Consider the following 19,419-nt stretch of genomic DNA (forward strand, 5'->3'; position numbering starts at 1 on the left):
TTATATGAAAAAAAATCTTAAAAACAGTAACCGAGCTAATCTAGTACTTCTTAAAGTTAAAACCCGCCAACAAGGTTTTACTTTAGTTGAACTGATGATTTCATTATCGATAGGTTTAGTGGTTATTGCTGGTGTATTAAGTGTCTTTGTTGGTATGCAGCGTACAGTCAAAGAAACATCAAGCTATGGAGAATTACAAGAAAATGGCCGTTTTGCTATTAGCCTTTTGACTGACGATTTGCTTAGACAAAATTTTTGGGGTGATTATACCGGTTCGTTAAATTTTAGCAGCCTTGACGCAGTGCCCGTAATAGCTGCATTGGATAATTGTGTAGGCGGGGGCGTAAATAATGGTACTTATCCCCTAGCGGTTGGCACTTTTAGAACCTTATGGGGCGAAACCTCTACCGCCGTTGGTGCAACCAACATGACTTGCATAACTGATGCAGCACCTGATTCTGATGTGATACAGCTTAAACGTGTCATCGCATTCCCCTCAGATCCCGCAGATCCCTTAGCAGTCCCACTGGCTAATAATTTTTCTTATTTTGTTGCTAATTCTGATCATGGCGCTTTGTATAAACTACCACTGGTGCCAGCTGCCGTTGTTCCCATTATTAATAATAGTCAAGTATGGCAATATCAACATCATATTTATTATGTAAGAGCAGGTATCCCTGTGCTGATGAAATGGCGTTTAACTACTCAAATGGTCAATGAACCCATGGTGGATGGCATTGAAAGAATATATTTTATGTACGGAGTTAGTAACGTTATAGATCCCACCGTGGCAGGTTATGGTGTTATTAATGCTTATGTTTCAGCAGCGAATATGACAGCAGCGTTATGGAATAATACTAACAGTAGAATACTGGCGGTGAAAATATACGTACTGGCGCGAAGTATTTTACCTGATAATAACTATGAGAATGAAAATACCTATATCTTGGGTGATCAAACACCTTATATACCAGCAGATAATTTTCGTCGGTTATTATTGAGTTCAACAGTCACGCTATTTAATTCGGGGGACACATGGTTATAAAAAATAAAGGTTTTTTAAGACATAATACTTTACCAATAAGAGGCTTAAGTAAAGTGATTTTGTCGCCACTACCAGTAAAACAACAGGGGGTAGTGCTTATTGTCGCACTAGTCTTTCTCGTGGCATTAACTGGTGTTGCAGCGGCATTAATGCAAAATACTACCAGCGATATGAAAATGGCGGGTGCGAGTAATGAAAAAGTCGTTGCTATGCAAGCAGCAATAAGCGCGGTTGATGAGGTTATTGATAATCAATTGAATCAACAAGCAGTCAATTTGTTTGCTCGGGGTTTAGACGCTTTTGCCGGTTATAATAATGGCCAACTGTTACCCGCAGCAACAGCAACTGGGGCCACGGCCAATACTGTTCTTATCAATAACCTTACCTTTGATGAGTACAGTTGCCCACGATCCAGCGTCGCTTCTTCTGTTGGCATAATAGAATGCAACTATTTACAACTGCAAATACAGCGCCCATACGGTAGAAATAACACCAGTATTATCGTGGTGAATGCGAATATAGTACAGCAATTATTATCAAATAATTAAGTCACTGCTTGGCTCTCTGTGTAAACTGACGGTTTAAATAATACCAGCAGTTTACCAAGCTTTAGAAGTACGCTAGTACTGAGTTGAATTATTAGGGTTGAATTATTATGGTTGAATGTATAAAAAACCTCATGGCGAACGGTATTAATGTTAAGGGTAAAAGATGATAAAATATGTATTAGTTATATTGTTTTTGGTATGGTCAAATCAAGCTTTTAGTGACGATATAGACTTGTATGTCGATAATAACTCCGTCACTGTTCAACGTCCTAGTGTGCTGATTATTTTAGATAATTCACCTTCAATGGTCATGTTTGATATTAATGGTAATACTTTAACTGATCAGAGTGTCAATAATCCTCTGTCAAGAGCCCACTTAGCAAGGGAAATTATTATTGATTTAATTAATGATAATCCAGACATAGATTTTGCTTTACAACTATTTAATGTAAATAATACAGCCGAGACTGTTAATGGTGGTCGCATTGTTTTTGGCCTGAAAAATTTAAGTGAGAGTACTCATAGAGCTGACCTAATAAGTATTCTTGATAGCGAGCCAGGTGATCCTACAAGTGCTACTTATACAACTTTTGAAGGGAACGGCACCCCCTTGTGTGAAACGCTCTATGAAACATATCGTTATCTTTCTGGTGGTAACCTTTATTATGGAAATCACGATACGAATACACCACTCAGTATCATTGCCACTGGAAGTTATACCAGCCCATTTGCCGATATTACTTGTAACAAAGAAATTACCATTATTTATATTACTGATGGGGAACCAACTATAGATACTGATGCAAACGTTAAGGTTGCAACGTTAACGGGAACTAGTACAGCAGGAAACTATTTAGGTGTTTTGGGTAGTTGGATGGCTACCAGAAACTGGGTTGGACTTACAGGTGATGATGACCATCTGAAATTAAATACTGCAATTGTGGACACTGATGAAAGTGCTATTGTAGCTTCAGTAAAAATATATACTGTTGGTTTTGGTTCTGGAGTTACAAGTGCGACTAACTTACTAGAACTTGCGGCGCGTGATGGCATTGCAGCACTACCAGCTACCTCAGGTAAACATGCTTCTCCCGCTGGTGGCAAGTATCATGCAGCCAGCACTGCCGAAGCGTTAAAGGGCTCGTTAGGGGCAATATTAGAGCAAATCATGGCCACTAGCACTTTAACCTCTGCGTCTGTATCGAGTTTTGATCGCATCATAACATCAGATGCTGTGTATTACGGTATGTTTGAGCCAAGCAATACCGCAAGATGGCAAGGAAATATAAAAAAATATAAAATTGTCAATGGCGAGCAAAAAGACGCAAACAACAATCTCGCAATTGATGCAACGGGAGAGTTTGATAAAAATGCAAAAAGTTTTTGGTCAGCAGAGGTTGATGGTAATGATGTAAACAAAGGAGGGGTCGCTGAAATGTTAAGAACAACGGCGACTGTTGATAGAAAACTATTGACGGATATAAACGGCAAAGGCACGTTAACTGTTTTTTCCGTGGGCGATATGGAGACAAAGTACAAGACTAATATTCCCGGGACTAATAATACCTGGACTAATGATACCTTAACGCTATTTGATATTCCTCCTAGTGAAGTCGCTGATATCCCTAACCATATAAAGTGGGCAATGGGTGTAGATGTCGATGATGATGACAACGATGTAGCTACGATTGTTAGGTTTGACGTCTTCGGCGACCCTTTACATTCTAAACCCATAGTCATTAATTACGCTGTCGGTGGTACTCGTATTGTGGTAGGTACTAACGCCGGGGTCTTACATATGTTTAAAGATGTAAGTGATACTGAAGTAATAGAAAAATGGGCTTACCTGCCAAAAGAATTATTTAAAAATATTAAACCTTTACGTCAAAATACAATTGCAATAGATAATAAAATTTATGGGCTTGATGGTGAGATCACACTTCATATAAAGGACTTAAATAGTAATGGCAAAGTGGACCCTGGCGATACTGCATGGCTATTTTTTGGCCTTCGACGTGGTGGTTCTAGTTATTATGCCCTTGATATTAGTCTTGCTGATACGCCTAAGTTAATGTGGCATATAAAAAAGACCGATCCCTTTGCCGAATTAGGGTTAACCTTTTCGCAACCTAAAGTTGTTAAATCAGCGTTAAATGCAGAGACAGATAAACTAGTGGTTATTTTTGGTGGTGGTTATGACATCAAAAAAGATGGACCCGGGGCAAACCTAGACGAGGATGAGTTCGGGGCGGCTATATATATGGTTAATGCCGCAACAGGCTCGTACATATTTAAAATGCCAACGGGTGCCAAAAATGGTATTGCCTCAAGTATTGCTAGTTTAGATAGCGACAACGATGGTTTTGTTGACCGATTATATGTTGGGGATACTGGCGGTAATGTCTGGCGAGTTGATATGCCTGATGAAGTTTTGCTTCATAGCTCAATCATACAACTGGCTAGTTTAGCAGGAACAACAGATGCTAACGACCTACGTTTTTTTAATCAACCCGATATTGTTAGAACGTATATTCTTGAAACCTATAAGGTAGGAACAGGGCGGCATGCTACAATTGTTAAACAACAAGTCCCTTACGATGCCATATTATTAGGCAGCGGTGATAAAGCAACACCGACTGAGCTTGATACGAACGATGTGTTTTTTATGATTAAAGACAAGTACATAAAAACTCAACAATTTGGTGATTCACCCGCTACACCGCTACCTACGATTATTACCCTAAGTGCACTTTATGATTATACCACTGATCCTTTTAAGGGTTACCCAACCTTAACTTCGGATCAAGAAGATGAACTAATAGAAGCTAGTAAAAAATCTGGTTGGTTTTTTAAGTTAACACAACCAGGTGAAAAAAACTCTGCTAAATCTATTGTCATTAATAATGTGGTCTATTTTACCAGTTACACCCCTTCCGCAGCCGTTTCTTGCTCGGTCGAGCCAGGTAACGGCTGGTTGTATGCTGTTAATTTAGCGCTAGGATTTAAAAAATATGATTGGGGAACACACACCGATAACAGGGCAGGGGATGACAGAATTAAACACATAGGTAACCAGTTTTTGGGGGCGGCAACATTAATATCTACCGAAGTCGAAGACCTTGTTACAGGTGACAAGCACACACAAGGCAACCTTATTATTGGGAAAGAAGTGCTGGAAGTTGGTTTTACTTTACAGACCATGAGAACCTCTTTAACGATTCCTGAAAATTAACAGACGTAATAGTGACAAAGATTAAATCAAACTGCTTGTATCAGTACAAAAAAGCAGTTTGACTTTACCTCGATATTACTCATGATAACAGTTGCAATTGTTGCTGATTTAGCCGTAATTGGCAATTAATCAGCTGGTTGATAAATGCCCAGATGGTTGTTGACACTAAATCTAAGGTAACTTCATATTACAAATATTATAAACGTAAAAGCTAAATGGATTTATACTCATAAGTTGTTAACCTGAGGTAAAGTGAACGATTAAAGTTTGTCATTATAAACGTCAAAAAATTATTTATATGTTGCAGAGGATAACTAATGAGAAAAGTTAATGTAAAAGGTTTTACTTTAATAGAATTGATGATAACAGTTGCAATTATCGGCATATTGGCCGCAATAGCGTACCCCTCTTATACTGAATACGTTACCCGGGCAAATCGTACTGAAGCCTTACGAGAACTATTACGTATTGCTAATTTAGAGGAGCAGTATTTTATTGATTATCGAGTCTATACTAATGATATAAGTAAGTTAGGCGTAGGAAGTGGTATTAAATTCACCACTGAATCAGGTAAATACAAGCTTATGCTAAGGAATTTTAATGTTAACACTAGGACATTTAATCTAAAAGCGAAAGCACTAGGGATTCAGGCTACCAATGATCCGGACTGCAAGAACATTTTCATTACTGATACCGGTAAGAAAACCCCCTCCGATTGTTGGGAACAATAATATGAAAAAAATTATAAAGGAATTTACTCTGACAGTATATTGTAGGTAGATATTACTTCAGCCTACGCAGAGCCGTTAGTAAAGAGTCGGCTCATGTAGGTCAAGATATTAACAATCAGAGTTTCGACGATAAGCCATGGGAGGTAGGACAAGGTTATTCTTACAAATATTTCTCTAACTGGATCGTATTTTATATCTTGTCACATAGCGTTCAGTTGACCAGCTTACTTCAACGTAATTCACACAATTCTACTCAATACGGCCACCTTAGTTAATGATTTTCGTGGTTGTGTTGCTAGCCCTCTTTGTCAGTATTATTTTCGACAATGAACAATACCTAAGTAATTGTTACTGCTCATATTAGTTAAATCTAATGCATTTTAATAGGTTTAATTACTCCCCTTTTCATTTTTCAGCTTTGCTTAAACAGATAAAGTTACCCATACTCTATTGTATCTGAGTCAACTTATTTACACTTTTTTGATTTGTATATTTACTATAAATATAATTTATTGAAAAAATAAAATTTAATAATAATTGATTTTTGTATTAATCACCAATGATTGACCACCGTAAATCTTATTGCTCTAGCTGATAATAGAAGGAGGGATGATGAAGTCTTTATTACAGTTAATCGGGTTGTTTTCTCTATATAACGCAATATATTTCACCCACCCTAGTAGATTTATACTTGGTACTGTTCCAACACACGCTCACTCTAGCAATATTTTTCTCAGGTGTTTTAATAAAAACTTTCAACGCTTAAATCGTATTATCTGTGTGCGGAATATCTACAAAAATAATTTTATTACTTTTGGGGAACTTATCGAATGTTAAAAATTGGCAGTCGTATTTCATTTGTTAAACATACCCATCTTCAACGTGGCATGACTTTTATCGAAGTGCTAATTGCCTTGGTTATTATGGTTACGGGTATCTTAGGTTCAGTTGCGATGCAAGTAATAGCCAAACAGGGCAGCTTTGATGCTATGCAACGCTCACTAGCTTCAAGTTTAGCGCAAGATATTATTGCCAGAATGCGTGCGCAAAAACCATCGACAGACCCAAATTTAACACTAATTGAATATGTGAAAAACGATTATGGTAAGGAGGACGGAGTCTATAAAGATGATGCTAGCGATGTAGATATGATTGATAATGACCGGTATGAATGGGAATTAGCACTCATGGGAGGAGATGTTACTACAGATAATGGAACTGTAAGTGTAGGTGGTTTAGTTGGTGGTAGAGGTTGTATTGCACAAAACGGTAATGCATATACTGTTGTTGTTAGCTGGCAAGGTAGAACTAATACAGTTGATGCTGGAACTGGTGTTAATGCTTGTGGGGTAAGCGGAAGCAAGCGACGCCAAGTTGTTGTCCAAGCCTTTATTTTTTAGATGAGCGTATTCATGAATAATTATAGTCACATAAATAAGCCAATAAAACGATCAGTCACTAAGCATAGAAGAATAAGTAAGTCTTCAAAGGGCTTTACTATGATCGAGCTAATAATTTCAATGGCTATCGGCCTAATATTATTTGCTGGTGTGATGAGTATCTTTGTCGGTATGAGAACAACAACAGCTGAGACTTCAAGCTACGGTGAATTACAAGAAAATGGCCGTTTTGCTATTAGTGTGCTTACTGATGACCTATTGAATCAAAATTTTTGGGGGGATTATTCAGGGACCTTTAGCACCGCTAATTTAACTCTTGTTCCTGCAGCGCCAGGCAATGATTGTGTCGGGGGAGGTGTTAATAATGCAACATTCCCTTTAGGTGTCGGACATTTTCGTACGCTTTGGGGGCAAACACTTACTGCTGCTCAGCCTAACCCACTTGGCTGCTTTCCTGCAGGAAGTCAAACCAGTGTAGGCTCTGATGTTATCCAAATAAAACGAGTTATTGCTAACCCTGTAGGTGCCGCCCCTTTACTTATAGCAACTGCGGGTAATTATTTTTTAACAACGAATACGGTTACAGGGGGAATATTCCCTTTTGGTGGCGCAGCTCCTGTGCTTAATAATGCCCGGACCTGGCAATATCAGCACCATGTTTATTATGTCAGAAATGAAACAGTTGGTAATAATGTCGTACCAGTTTTAATGCAAGGACGAATTGCCAATTTAAGAATGGGTTTTGCTCCTATAATTGACGGTATTGAAATGATTCGTTTTATGTATGGAATAGGTCCTGAAGCTACCGGTGTTGTTGATAGGTATATCTCTGCAAATACTATGAATGCAGGTTTATGGGATAATGCCGCAGGCACTCGAATTTTAGCCGTTAAAATTTATGTTTTAGCGCGAAGTATATTACCGGATAACAAATATCAAAATACCAATACCTATCAACTTGGTGGTTTGGCGTTTACTGTAAATGATAATTTTCGACGTTTACTCTTTAGCTCAACAGTAACCTTATATAATGCGAGTGTGGACTCATGGTAAAAATTAGCAAAGTTAAAAAGCAGCTAAATCACTATAGTCAGAGTTTAAATAAAAGTAGAAATAAACAACGTGGTGTTGTGCTAGTAGTTTCATTGGTGTTTCTGGTTGCATTAACGGCAGTAGCTTCTGCATTGATGTTAAATACCACTACCGATATGAAAATGTCAGGGGCGAGTGAGGCCAAAGTTGTCGCCAATGAAGAGGCTTTTGGTGCCACAGATGAGCTTATATTTCGCCAGATTGGACCCGGAGAAAGAAATGACTTCGCTTTACCTATTGTTAATTATGCAAATGGTGACAGTGACGTCTTGGCTGATTTAGTGCAGAGTAATACTAATAATGATGTTATAACCGCAACTATCGGCTTAGCCAATAATCAATTTGTGTTAGTGTCTGACTGCCCCCACTCCAGGTCAGCTTCTTCGACACAAGTGTTTACTTGTAATGTCCTTAGGGTGCAAGTAACAAAAGTCTATGGTCGAAATCAGACCAGTACAGTGCAAGTTAATGCGGGTATCGCTCAACAACTATTACGATGATATTGCAATTGCTTAACAATTGTATGGGGATCTAACAATGAACAAGTTTCTTTTAATAAGTCTACTGGCAATATCACTTTCTGGTGTATCAAATATAACCTTAAGTGAAGACATTGAACTTTATGTAAGTGATAAGGTTAGGCAGGCCGGTAAGACTACTAAGGTACTGATTATATTTGATAATTCTGGCAGTATGGGGACTGTGTCTGATGAGTTGCCAAAATTTGACCCCGAGGAAGACTACCTTGCTGAGGGGCCCGCACATGCCTATAATGATGAAGCCACTTATTTCAATAAAGGTGGTGCCGATGATAGTACTTCTATTCCCACTAGTCCAAGTGATGCCCGTCGATTCTTAGCAGAAATTAACAGTTGTGAAACTTCAAAACAAATTTTAGCTACACAGGGATTTTATAATGGTCGCATTCGTGAGTATTCATTTAAAGGCAATAAAGGTACTTGGAATGAAATTCCTGAAAACAATGGTTTAAATATTGAAGTACTAGACTGTGAAGATGATATTTACCAGCTTGTTAATAACGTAAATGTTGGCTCTAAAGAAAATGCTGCGGGGCTTCCAAAGGGATATCCGATCAATTTTAAAGGCAGTAAAAACTCACCTGAATATCACACCCTAGATGAAGGACCTTCTAATGTAAATTGGTCGTCAGGTGGTTATGTCACCCTTTATAGCGCTAAATATTTACGCTACTACTATGGCCAAAGTGTTTCTGAAGTGCCGACCTCTCGTTTGGAGTCAGCCCAAAATAGCATCACTGCTGTTATTAATAGTACTCCGTCAATCGAGTTTGGTATAGAGATCTTTAACTATAACAAAGGTGATGGTGATAGCGATGGTAATGGTGGTCGTATTGCTTTAGGCATAACAGAAATGACAGCAGGTAATAAGGCTAAATTGCTTGATATTATTAATAATAAAATCAGTGCCGATACTTGGACACCACTTTGCGAGTCAGTTTATGAGGCTTCACAATATTTTGCTGGTAAACCAGTTGAATTCGGTGACGATGATATAAATGTTAGTTGGGATAGCTATCAAAAGAATAAACCACCAATGGATACTAATATTGTCACTGATGGCAGCTATGACTCTCCTTTTACTGAGTGTTCATCGAGTGTCTCACACATTATTTTAATCACAGATGGCGTACCAACCCACGATTTTGGTGCTGATGCAAAAATAGAAGCGTTGACTTCTGAAGCACCTGTCGAGGGTGATGTATGTAATATGGGACCTGTTAGCTTTAGTGGAGAGCGTTATACCCTTGATGGTAGTAATAGTTACTTGCCAGCTTTAGCCGGTTGGATGAGCACTTATGATATAAACCTTAACCAAGATGGTATCCAAAGAGTTATTACTCATACTATCGGTTTTAGTGAGGGAGCTGTTCAAGCGACTGCATTATTAACAGAAACAGCAAGGCAAGGGCAAGGTAAGTTTTATATAGCAAAAAATGGTTCGCAATTAACACATGCTATAACAGGAATTTTAAATCAGTTACCACCGTCAATAAGTAGCTTAACATCCGCCTCAGTAGCGCCCTTAGATGGAGTTAAAACTTCAGACTCTATTTATTTTTCCTTGTTTGAACCTCAAATAGGTGCAAGATGGCAAGGTAACTTAAAAAAATATAAAGCTAAAGATGGTGAAATAGTAGGGCTAGGAAGTGATAGTAATGTCTGCAATGCTAATAATACCGATGCACCTGTGTGGGATGTTGCCTCTTGGTTTACCGATGATAAAATTACAACACGAACATTTTTTATGGATGCAGGTGTCGGGCCCTTAGTTAGTTTTAACCGAAGCAATCTTGAATCCGCTTTCACTGATGCTACAGGTTTGGCGGAAGAGCTAGGTGTACTAGGGCTCAATGATGATAAAGGAGACTCCATTGAAAGTATATCTATCGACCAGCAGATTAGTTGGGCAAAGGGTATTGATGTGGATGATGAAGATAAGGATGGAAGTTATGTAGACATGCGCAAAGATGCCTTTGCCGATCCATTGCACTCAAAGCCAGTAGTTGTCAATTATGGCGGTAGAGTATATGACGAAGACACCGGTACTTATACGGGTGAGGATGATATACGAATTATTGTTGGTACAAATGCCGGTGTTTTACATATGTTTAAGGATGAGGGCAATACGGTAAAAGAAAATTGGGCTTTTATGCCAAAAGAATTGGTTCATAACATTAAAACTCTGCGTGATAACTATTCCACAGCCAAAAAAGTTTATGGTATTGATGGCGAAATAACTGTTCACCTCAATGATATAAAGGGCGACGGTAAAATTGATGATAAAGATACTGTATGGCTATTCTTTGGCTTAAGACGCGGTGGCGATTCGTATTATGCGATAGATATTACCAACCCCTCAGCTCCTGAGTTAATGTGGCATATTGATAGTACCAGTCCTGGATTTTCAGAGTTAGGACAATCTTGGTCACAACCTAAAGTGGGTTATTCCAGATTGAATGCTTCAGATACTACTGCGAGTCCGGTGTTATTTATTGGTGGTGGCTACGATACTAACAAAGACTATTTAGGTGTGGGAACAGAGGATAGCAAAGGGCGAGCTATTTATATGCTAGATGCTAAAACCGGCGCTCTTTTATGGAGCTTAGCGCCAACAGGAGGAACAACAACATTTTCAGGTACAGATAGCATTCCATCGACAATTGGGTTGTTAGATAGTACAGGGGATGGTTTAGTTGACCGCTTATATGTTGGCGATACTGGTGGTAATGTTTGGCGTGTAGATATGCCAGGCGCTGATAAAACTAAGTTTTCAGTGTTCAAGTTAGCCAGTTTTGGCAGTGAAACTGATAATTTAATTGATCAACGCTTTTTCTATGAGCCCACGATAGTACGTACTTTTATTTCTGAAACGGTTGAAACCACAGTAAGTGATGGCAGTGGTGGTACTACAACTATGACGGTTCATCAGGAAATCCCTTACGATGCTGTGATCATAGGATCAGGAGATAGAGTAAATCCGCTTGGTAAAGATACCAGCGATACACTTTATATGATTAAGGATAGTTATATTGTTAGTCAAACTTTCTCTGGCAGTTCAGTACCGGCAACACCGACAGCATTTACCAAAGCTAGTTTTTATGATTATACCGATAATCCTTTTAGTAAAACCACGACCACACAAGAAGAAGAAGCGTTACAACTTGCGGTTAGTAAAAAATCAGGCTGGTATATGGACTTATTAGAAGATGGTGAGAAAAATACTTCAGCGGGACTGGTTATTAAAGGCATCGTTTACTTCACCACTTATACGCCGGCAGTACTTGATAACTTAGTTGGCTGCAAACCTCCTGAAGGCAGCGGCAATCTTTATGCGGTCGATCTTGCCCTAGGGGTCAGTAAACAGGTAGTCAAAACAGCTACGCGTGATAACGATGACCGAGTCATTAAGATCAATGATGACTGGTTGGGTTCTCCTACCTTAATTGTGTTACCGAGTACGGATCCAAACTCTACTCAAGTTAATTCTGGAGATATCATTGTTGGAGATGTTATTATCACTGTTGGTTTTAATTTAACGACTTCACGTACTTACCTTTACCGCACGGAACAATAATAATGATTAAAGTACAACAAATTCGTGGTTTTACCTTAATTGAATTAATGATTGTTGTGGCGATTATTGGTATTTTAGCTGCAATTGCTTACCCTTCGGACAATGACTTTGTGCTGCACTCAAACCGCGCTGAATCTCAGGGGGAACTGATGCGCTTAGCCTAACTTGCAGGAGCAGCGATTTGTTGATTGGCGAGCTTACACAGCAGATCTGACGGCCTTAGGTGTGGCTGATCCATAGTCTAACACTATCAGGAAATTACAGCATTGAGGCTACAAGTACCAATAAAACCTTATTTACTTTAACGGCTACTGCGAAAAAGGCTCAAGTAAAAGATACCCAGTGCTTAACATTAACTCTAAATGAAGTTGGGCAGAAAGGCGGAACTTCAAGCAATTGTTGGGAGCAATAATATGACAGGATTTAAATCAATACTTTCAGCCACTTTAGCTATATTGGTCTTTAGCAGTTCGTTTGCTACTAATGCTGAAGAGAGCAACCAAAAACATGTTGGAGCCAAAAATACTAAAATGACAGTAAAGTGTTATGTTGAATACCGTGGTGGTGGTGAGGATATACGCTTTGTTATAGGAGATTTTAAAACGCCCAATCAAGCTAAAGGAATATTGCATGGTCGTAAAGTTATTAAAAGTAATGGCACCATCAAAAAAATCATAATGAAAGTAAAAGAGTGTATTAAATCCACAGAGAAGTTTAGTACTAGCCGCGCAAAACAATTAGATAAGTCAGTGGCAAGGTAGTCTACTTATATTTGTTTTAAATGGAAAAAGCACCTTGTTGAACTTATATATTAAGTTTAACAAGGTGCTTTTTATTCAAATTATAAATCCCTACCTCAATAATATCGCCCCGTAATTATAACATATTAACTTATGGACAAATTACATCAGCACCTGTTCTATCTTCTTCTATACCGTCGTTATCAGTATCTGAACTAGTATAGCTTCGACCTGAAAGGGAAACAGTAATACCTCGACCAGCTCCGCTTTGAGGGCAATAAATAAAACTAGCAGCAATGGTTAATAAGCGTCCTGCTGGTGTGTAAATAACACTTGTTTGCGCATATTGCAGTGTATCGCCTGATTTTACCGCTGCTTTTATTTTAACTAATTCATCATTTGCGGCAAAGACATTACTATTAGCTAATGTATTAACGTTGTTGGTAAATACACTGATTTCATCTTGCCAATTCGTTGTGCAAGCCCCTACAGCGTTAATAGGGCAAACCGTGGTGTTTTTTCCGGTATTTATCGCCATGTTTCTAGCGGTTAATAATAGCCTTTGTATTTCGCTTATCTCATTATCAACACGCATTCTTGTTAAAAGTTCATTGAAACTGGGTAGAGCAATCATGCTTAGGATACCAGCGATCGCAATAGTGATCATCAGCTCAACTAAATTAAAACCTTTAGTCAGTTTAGTAATGTGCTTTATTTTAGCTGATTGAGGATTAAATTGTTCCATGATTAATGACCTAACAGATACTGCGATAGTACCTGTTATAACATTTTCTACGGTATCAGGCTAGTTACGTTAGTTGTGAAAACAATATAGCTTGCTATGGCCTTGATAGAATTTATCAATTACATGTTATTTCTTTATTCATACGAGTTTCATCTTTTGAGTCGTTGTCAATATCACTAGTTACGTAAAATCGTCCAGAGCGAGCAATGACAATGCCTCGCGACTTAACCTCATGACCAAGTGGACAGTAGCGAAAGGTACCATTACTTAGGCCCGTTAAGTGTCCTGAGGGCCGGTAGGTAACCATGGTCCGCCCTTTGCCATAAATTAGCTGATCACCTAATTTAATGGCTGCTTTTGTCACTACTATTCTTTCATTATTTGCCGCATCATAAGTTTTGTTATTATTTTTATCAATAAAAACACTCAGAACTTCATGCCAGTTAGTGGTGCATTGACCACCTTCGGTTAATGGGCACATTATTACCTTTTCGCCACTGTTGATTGCTGAGTTTCGAGCCGTGAGCAGTAAACGCTGTAACATAGATATTTCATTATCGACACGCATCTGTACGGTAAATTCATTGAAGTTAGGTAAGGAAATTACGGCTAATATTGAGGTGATTGCTAAGCTCATCATCAATTCAACTAGTGTAATACCTTTTTGTAATTTAAGGGAAAGAATAGATGGAGGCAGTTTTTGATTATTGAATTTTATTAAAGTGACATAAAACATAAAAAGTCCATTTTTATTTATTGTCCTGATTAACAGTTATAGTTAATAAAAATTGATAATGCGATAAAATAAACTTTTCTGACTAGCTATTTATCATAAGTAAGTGGTATTGCTTGTCTTTATGTCTATTTTTTATGAATGTTAATAACTCTATTTACGAAAGCCCGGTAGATTTATCATGAGAGTTGAAAATCGGCTGGTGAAGGCTGACTTTCGAACATTGAAAAAGTGAGTCTACGTTTTTGAAGGGTGTATGAAAGTAGTGTTCTGTATGATTATCAAGCAAATCATACAAGGTATTTAATATTTATAGGCTCTATTCCATAACACGGTTGTTTACATTATAAGCACATGGTTTTATGTTCAGTGTTAATGAAGTGATAAGGCGATCTACACATGCATGGATACTTGTGTAGAGTCTTATGGTCGTTCCTAGACGCCTGTCTCCACGACATTAGTGCATCCATGCACGTCAGAAGTTTATGTGTCTTGTTTGTTTACTCAGCAACACTAAACTACAACAGAGCCTATTTATAACACTTCCTTTGCATGGTGTTATTACCGTTATAGCGCACTACTAGGAATACTCGTTGGACTAATATGTTCTATCGGGTAGCAGCCTAAAACCTTAATGAAGTTGGTATGTGGGGTCATTTCGTTAATTGCTTCTTGTAAGGCAAAACTCTTTAAATTAGCTTCGACATCAATATAAAACATTTCTTCCCATGGGCGTCCTTGAATAGGGCGAGATTCAAGTTTGCACATGTTAATGCCTTTTTGCTTAAGGACTAATAAGCATTCGACTAAAGCACCTGATTTTTGACCAGTAGACAAAATAATCGCAGTTTTTGCTGGAATTTGTTCTGCCACGTCAATTGCTTTTCGAGCAACTAAAATAAAGCGAGAGTGATTTTCTACTTGGTTGGCAATAGAGTACTCTAAAGCGTGCAACTGATAAAGGTGGCCACCTTCTTCGCTGCCAATTACCGCAATGGTTTCATCTTGCAACTCAGCAACCTGTGCCATGGCATCGGCAGTACTATCACAATATTCAATACGAATACCCGTTTGCTTATCTAAGAAATTACTGCATTGGGCAAAGGGTTGCCCATGTGCGTATATGGTTTTTATTTTATCTAAGCTAGTGTTTACCGACGTTAACAGACAATGCTCTATCGGTTGAGTTATTTCACCCACAATGAAGAGGTTAGTGTGTTGCAGTAAATCATAAACTTCGTTAATACTACCTGAGCTAGTATTCTCTATAGGCAACATGCCGTAATCAACTTGCCCTGATTCAACTTGATGTAATATGTCAGAAAAACGTTGGCAACCTGATTCTATGATTTTCTCTGCTCTACGAGAAAAATAGCGATGGCTGGCAAGATAGCTATATGAGCCTTTATCACCTAGGAAGGCTACGCTAACGGTTGGCACTTGAATATCAGGATTAGCCAGTGTTTGTAAGTAAGCTTGTTGATTTAAAACCGAGTCTTCAATAATAGTTTGAAATACACTGGTAACATAGTGAGCATCTAAACCTAAGATTTTACCATGCTTAATTAAGCGTATTAAAAGCGCTTGTTCGCGTTGTTGATCTCTAATAGGGCGGATTTGTTGCACTTTACTCTTAGCGACATTAAGTGTTAACGCCCGACGTTTAGCCAACAAAGCTAATAAATCTTGATCTAAAAGCGTTATTTCTTGTCGTATTTCATTTAAATCTAACTTTTCGCTCACTAGTTTACCTTTTTATTGTTGATTGACTGTTTATCTTGAGTAGTTACTCTAGCTAGCTTAGCTAAATAGTGTCAACTGTTTCTTTAGACGTTTTTGTTTGTCAGTAGTGGTTAAGGTATACATTGAAATATTATGGCAAAGCTGCATAAAGTAGCAATAGCCCATACTATTGATCTTAATAGGCCAATATTTAACAAATAGAAAAGGTTATAGAGCACTCGTGCAATGATATGAACAACGGCCAACACCAGTATTGTTGGTTGGCTATTGTTTGTTGCCAAGGCTAAAAGAAGTGCGGGGGCAAAAAGAATAACTGACTCAAAAGCATTTTGATGGGCAGCGAGGGCACGAGCACCAAATCCGGTCAGTTTGCTTTGCTGCTCTCTTGGGTGGTTATTGTTGTATCCGCCAAGTTTAGCCATGGCAAAAGCTACGGGTATTTTTGCCAGTAGTGGTAAAAACAGTGCTAAAAACAAGCAAATAATTAATATAGTCATAGTTTATCTCTTTATTAAATTGTGATCATAGTGCCAATATTGTCTTCACCATTAAACACAACTTAATAGCTAAGCAAAGTCAACGTATACTGCGTTTTTCCCGGTAAAAATGGCGAAGCTATACCTTGTTCCCAGTCACTATGTCCCATGCCATAATACGGACTCCAAGGGTGACCTGATTGGCTAGTTGGCATATGAAATATACCATCAATTTCGTGACCTGGTGAGACCACCATACGTTCAGAGGCGCCAAAGGCTTTTCCTTGTACTCTTGGCATATAGCTATCACCGGCTAATGCTTCACTTGGCATATCAAGCCAATAATGTAATAGCGGCAGGGCACTACTCAAGGGGTGTTTTATTGCCGAACTATTTTGTTGCCCCCAGGTCGCAGCATCTAGTGGCTGGTTAGTCGACATATCCTTAAGGGTTAAGGTTAGCGCCTTAGTAAACAGCTCTTGCCAGCTATTTTCTCCTAGCATCATGAAATTCTTGGGTTGTTCATTAATAAGCTGCCATAAGGGCACTTCAATTTGGTGGCGAATACTGTTAAAATTAAAAGCGTCATCAATATTTTTTAAACTTGCATTCAATTCGAAAAAAACACTATCTCTAAGATTAATTCTAAAGTTACGCACTAAGCGATAACTAACAGAGTCAATGCTAGCTCTTAATACTTTGGGGTTTGTTAACAATGTTTTTACTTGCGCAAAGTTATTATGTTGGGTAAGTACTTGTTCGGTTAACACGGTCTCAAGAATAAACTGCTGCCAGCGTTGTAAAAAAACGGCTTCATCATCTAGGCCTATTTTAAGTAGCGCTTGTTCGTCAAATTGTTCTTGGGCGAGTAAATTATCTTTAATTTGCTTTGCACGAGCACCGAGTGCATAGCCACCATTACCAAGTTTTTCATACATTTCACCACCAACGACACGGGAGTTCGCCGTCCATAGTCTGTTGTTTTCTGGATTTTCAATGCGAGGATAGTCTGAAGGAATTAAATAGCCTTGCCAGCGATTATCCCCTGAGCTCCATGATTGCGGTGTTTCACCAACGGCGCCTTTTTTGATAGGGATTGCTCCCATAATGGTCCAGCCAATAGCGCCGTCTTTATCCGCGACCAATATGTTTTGCGCAGGGATACCCGAGCGAGCCGCAATATCTAACGCCTGCTCAACAGTTTTTGCTTGCTCTAATTGAGTAGCCGTTAAGTTGACTGCTTCTTTATCGTGGGCAACCCAGCGATAGGCCAGAGATTTTCCTTGATGGTTTTTCCCAATTACAGGCCCCCAAATTGTTTCCTTTACCGTGATCGCTTGGGCTTTTTGTCCTTTAATGGCGATTACCTGTTTATGAAAGGTAAAGTCTTGATAGCCAGTTGGCGTTAAATATTGGCTGTCATCAGCATTAGTGGTTAGCACAATCACATCACTATAGTCGCCGTAGCTATTGGTAAAGCCCCAGGCAATATGACCATTACTACCAATAACCATATTTGGAGTACCTGGCAAGGTGGCGCCAGTGACTTTAATTTGTTCAGTAACGGACTTTAAGCCAGCAATTGTTATATGTGGGTATTCAAAAGAAGCGCGAAACCACGTATTTGGTACACGAATGCCAAGGTGCATATCATTGGCTAAAATGGCGCTTCCGGTCGAGGTTAACGCGCCTGAAATTGCCCAACTGTTAGAGCCAGGGAAATGTTCACCTTGATATCTATTGGCAATCTTATTAGCTAGTTGTGTGTTATTAGCCAATGCAATGTCATTTTTACCATCAAGGTTAACACTTGTAGCAGAAGGCCAAGCTTCTTTAGGCATAGGCGCTGGAGATAATTGACTACCATCAATTGGCGCATCCCAGATACTGCCTTTAGGATCTAAAAATGCATACACATCACCAGATAACACTGCTTTCATTAAGCCTAGGGTACGCTCACGTTTACCATCGTGGTATTGAAGATCTATATACATACTAAAAATAGTGAGGATGGAGTCTTCTTCACTCCATTGCACCGGCTCTTGTTGCAGCAGAAGGTATTCAAAAGGCGAAGAGGATAAATATTTTAACCCTTGGTTGACACCTCTAGTATAGGCTTTCACTAAATCCAGTTGCTCTTGGGGCAACTGAGCGACTATTGCTCTGGCCCGATCGCGAAAGCGATGTTTACGGATCGATTTATCATAATCAAGAGCGATAACACCAAAAAGGCTGGCCAACTCTCCTGCGGAGTTTCGTCTTAATAAGTCCATCTGAAAAAATCGCTCTTGTGCATGGACAAACCCTAAAGCCACAGCAATATCGGCTCTACTTTCGGCCTTTATCGTGGCAATACCCTGCTGGTCTCGCTCAATTATGGCAGTATTTTTTAAGCCAAAGACGGTTTTTTTCCCGTCTAGTAGTGGTAGGGCGCTATCAACTTTACTGTAAAGCCAAGTTAATGCCGTTGCTAACACTAATAAACTGATAAGTAAGAAGCCAGTGAGTATTTTTTTTATTTTGTTCATGGATAAGGCAAGCTAGATAAATTGATATAGCAGAGTAACGCAAAATGCCCTGAGTGAATATTTTTAGTTACTTTTATTTAAACAATGGTATGAGCATACTTATGGCTATTAACTCAATAGACCTCAAGAGTATTACTGTTTATTCTTGGCCTTGTAAATACTGAGTTGTTGGACGAGAGAGATTGGTGATTTGCCCATATTTAGTTAACTAAGCTGAACCCTGGATTATGGGGGGGTAATATCTAAGTTAAATTAAGGGCACAATTTATTCAATTATTAAGGCAAAACGT

Annotated in this window: 15 protein-coding genes and 1 pseudogene; 11 read left to right on the forward strand and 5 right to left on the reverse strand. The window is 38.8% G+C overall.

Annotation, left to right across the window (positions count from 1 at the left end):
- Window positions 1-4: 4 nt before the first annotated feature.
- The 11 genes and pseudogenes from ASU03_RS04635 (at window position 5) to ASU03_RS04680 (ending at window position 12,925) form a co-directional block, all read left to right on the forward strand.
- The gene (locus ASU03_RS04635) at window positions 5-1,045 is read left to right on the forward strand and encodes a PilW family protein (protein WP_082627142.1); all 1,041 of its coding nucleotides are present in this window, start codon (window positions 5-7) and stop codon (window positions 1,043-1,045) included.
- Window positions 1,036-1,593 carry a pilus assembly PilX family protein gene (locus ASU03_RS04640; protein ID WP_057830691.1) on the forward strand — a complete coding sequence of 186 codons (558 nt, stop codon included), beginning with the start codon at window positions 1,036-1,038 and terminating at the stop codon, window positions 1,591-1,593. Before ASU03_RS04635 ends, ASU03_RS04640 begins: the two co-directional genes overlap by 10 nt.
- A gap of 163 nt (window positions 1,594-1,756) precedes the next feature.
- Window positions 1,757-4,825: a pilus assembly protein gene (locus ASU03_RS04645; protein ID WP_057830692.1), complete on the forward strand. Its 3,069-nt coding sequence runs from the start codon at window positions 1,757-1,759 to the stop codon at window positions 4,823-4,825.
- Between the two features lie 317 nt (window positions 4,826-5,142).
- Window positions 5,143-5,556: a type IV pilin protein gene (locus ASU03_RS04650; RefSeq protein WP_057830693.1), complete on the forward strand. Its 414-nt coding sequence runs from the start codon at window positions 5,143-5,145 to the stop codon at window positions 5,554-5,556.
- Between the two features lie 830 nt (window positions 5,557-6,386).
- Window positions 6,387-6,956 (forward strand): type IV pilus modification protein PilV, encoded by a 570-nt coding sequence (pilV, locus tag ASU03_RS04655; RefSeq protein WP_057830694.1) that lies wholly within the window; start codon window positions 6,387-6,389, stop codon window positions 6,954-6,956.
- 72 nt (window positions 6,957-7,028) lie between these two features.
- Complete coding sequence (locus tag ASU03_RS04660) at window positions 7,029-8,009, forward strand: PilW family protein (protein ID WP_269432992.1); 981 nt, start codon at window positions 7,029-7,031, stop codon at window positions 8,007-8,009.
- The gene (locus ASU03_RS04665) at window positions 8,003-8,548 is read left to right on the forward strand and encodes a PilX N-terminal domain-containing pilus assembly protein (RefSeq protein ID WP_231731486.1); all 546 of its coding nucleotides are present in this window, start codon (window positions 8,003-8,005) and stop codon (window positions 8,546-8,548) included. Before ASU03_RS04660 ends, ASU03_RS04665 begins: the two co-directional genes overlap by 7 nt.
- A gap of 37 nt (window positions 8,549-8,585) precedes the next feature.
- Window positions 8,586-12,164 (forward strand): pilus assembly protein, encoded by a 3,579-nt coding sequence (locus ASU03_RS04670; protein WP_057830695.1) that lies wholly within the window; start codon window positions 8,586-8,588, stop codon window positions 12,162-12,164.
- Between the two features lie 2 nt (window positions 12,165-12,166).
- Window positions 12,167-12,260, forward strand: a pseudogene (locus tag ASU03_RS22045) (prepilin-type N-terminal cleavage/methylation domain-containing protein); the annotation flags it as partial.
- Between the two features lie 127 nt (window positions 12,261-12,387).
- Complete coding sequence (locus ASU03_RS04675) at window positions 12,388-12,576, forward strand: type IV pilin protein (RefSeq protein WP_057830696.1); 189 nt, start codon at window positions 12,388-12,390, stop codon at window positions 12,574-12,576.
- A gap of 1 nt (window position 12,577) precedes the next feature.
- Entirely contained in the window at window positions 12,578-12,925 is a 348-nt protein-coding gene (locus ASU03_RS04680) for a TapY2 family type IVa secretion system protein (RefSeq protein ID WP_057830697.1), read from the forward strand.
- Window positions 12,926-13,055: 130 nt separating this feature from the next.
- Here ASU03_RS04680 and ASU03_RS04685 read toward each other — a convergent pair whose 3' ends face one another.
- The 5 genes from ASU03_RS04685 to ASU03_RS04705 all read right to left on the reverse strand — a co-directional run bounded on the left by ASU03_RS04685 (window position 13,056) and on the right by ASU03_RS04705 (window position 19,129).
- Entirely contained in the window at window positions 13,056-13,649 is a 594-nt protein-coding gene (locus ASU03_RS04685; protein WP_057830698.1) for a GspH/FimT family pseudopilin, read from the reverse strand.
- A gap of 115 nt (window positions 13,650-13,764) precedes the next feature.
- Window positions 13,765-14,385, reverse strand: a complete 621-nt coding sequence (locus ASU03_RS04690; RefSeq protein WP_057830699.1) for a GspH/FimT family pseudopilin — start codon at window positions 14,383-14,385, stop codon at window positions 13,765-13,767.
- A 564-nt stretch (window positions 14,386-14,949) separates the two neighbouring features.
- Complete coding sequence (locus ASU03_RS04695; RefSeq protein ID WP_057830700.1) at window positions 14,950-16,125, reverse strand: chorismate mutase; 1,176 nt, start codon at window positions 16,123-16,125, stop codon at window positions 14,950-14,952.
- Between the two features lie 110 nt (window positions 16,126-16,235).
- Window positions 16,236-16,622: an MAPEG family protein gene (locus ASU03_RS04700; protein WP_057830701.1), complete on the reverse strand. Its 387-nt coding sequence runs from the start codon at window positions 16,620-16,622 to the stop codon at window positions 16,236-16,238.
- Window positions 16,623-16,684: 62 nt separating this feature from the next.
- Window positions 16,685-19,129: a penicillin acylase family protein gene (locus ASU03_RS04705; protein ID WP_057830702.1), complete on the reverse strand. Its 2,445-nt coding sequence runs from the start codon at window positions 19,127-19,129 to the stop codon at window positions 16,685-16,687.
- Window positions 19,130-19,419 lie beyond the last annotated feature (290 nt).

The organism is Colwellia sp. TT2012 (assembly GCF_001440345.1).
Classification (GTDB): domain Bacteria; phylum Pseudomonadota; class Gammaproteobacteria; order Enterobacterales; family Alteromonadaceae; genus Colwellia.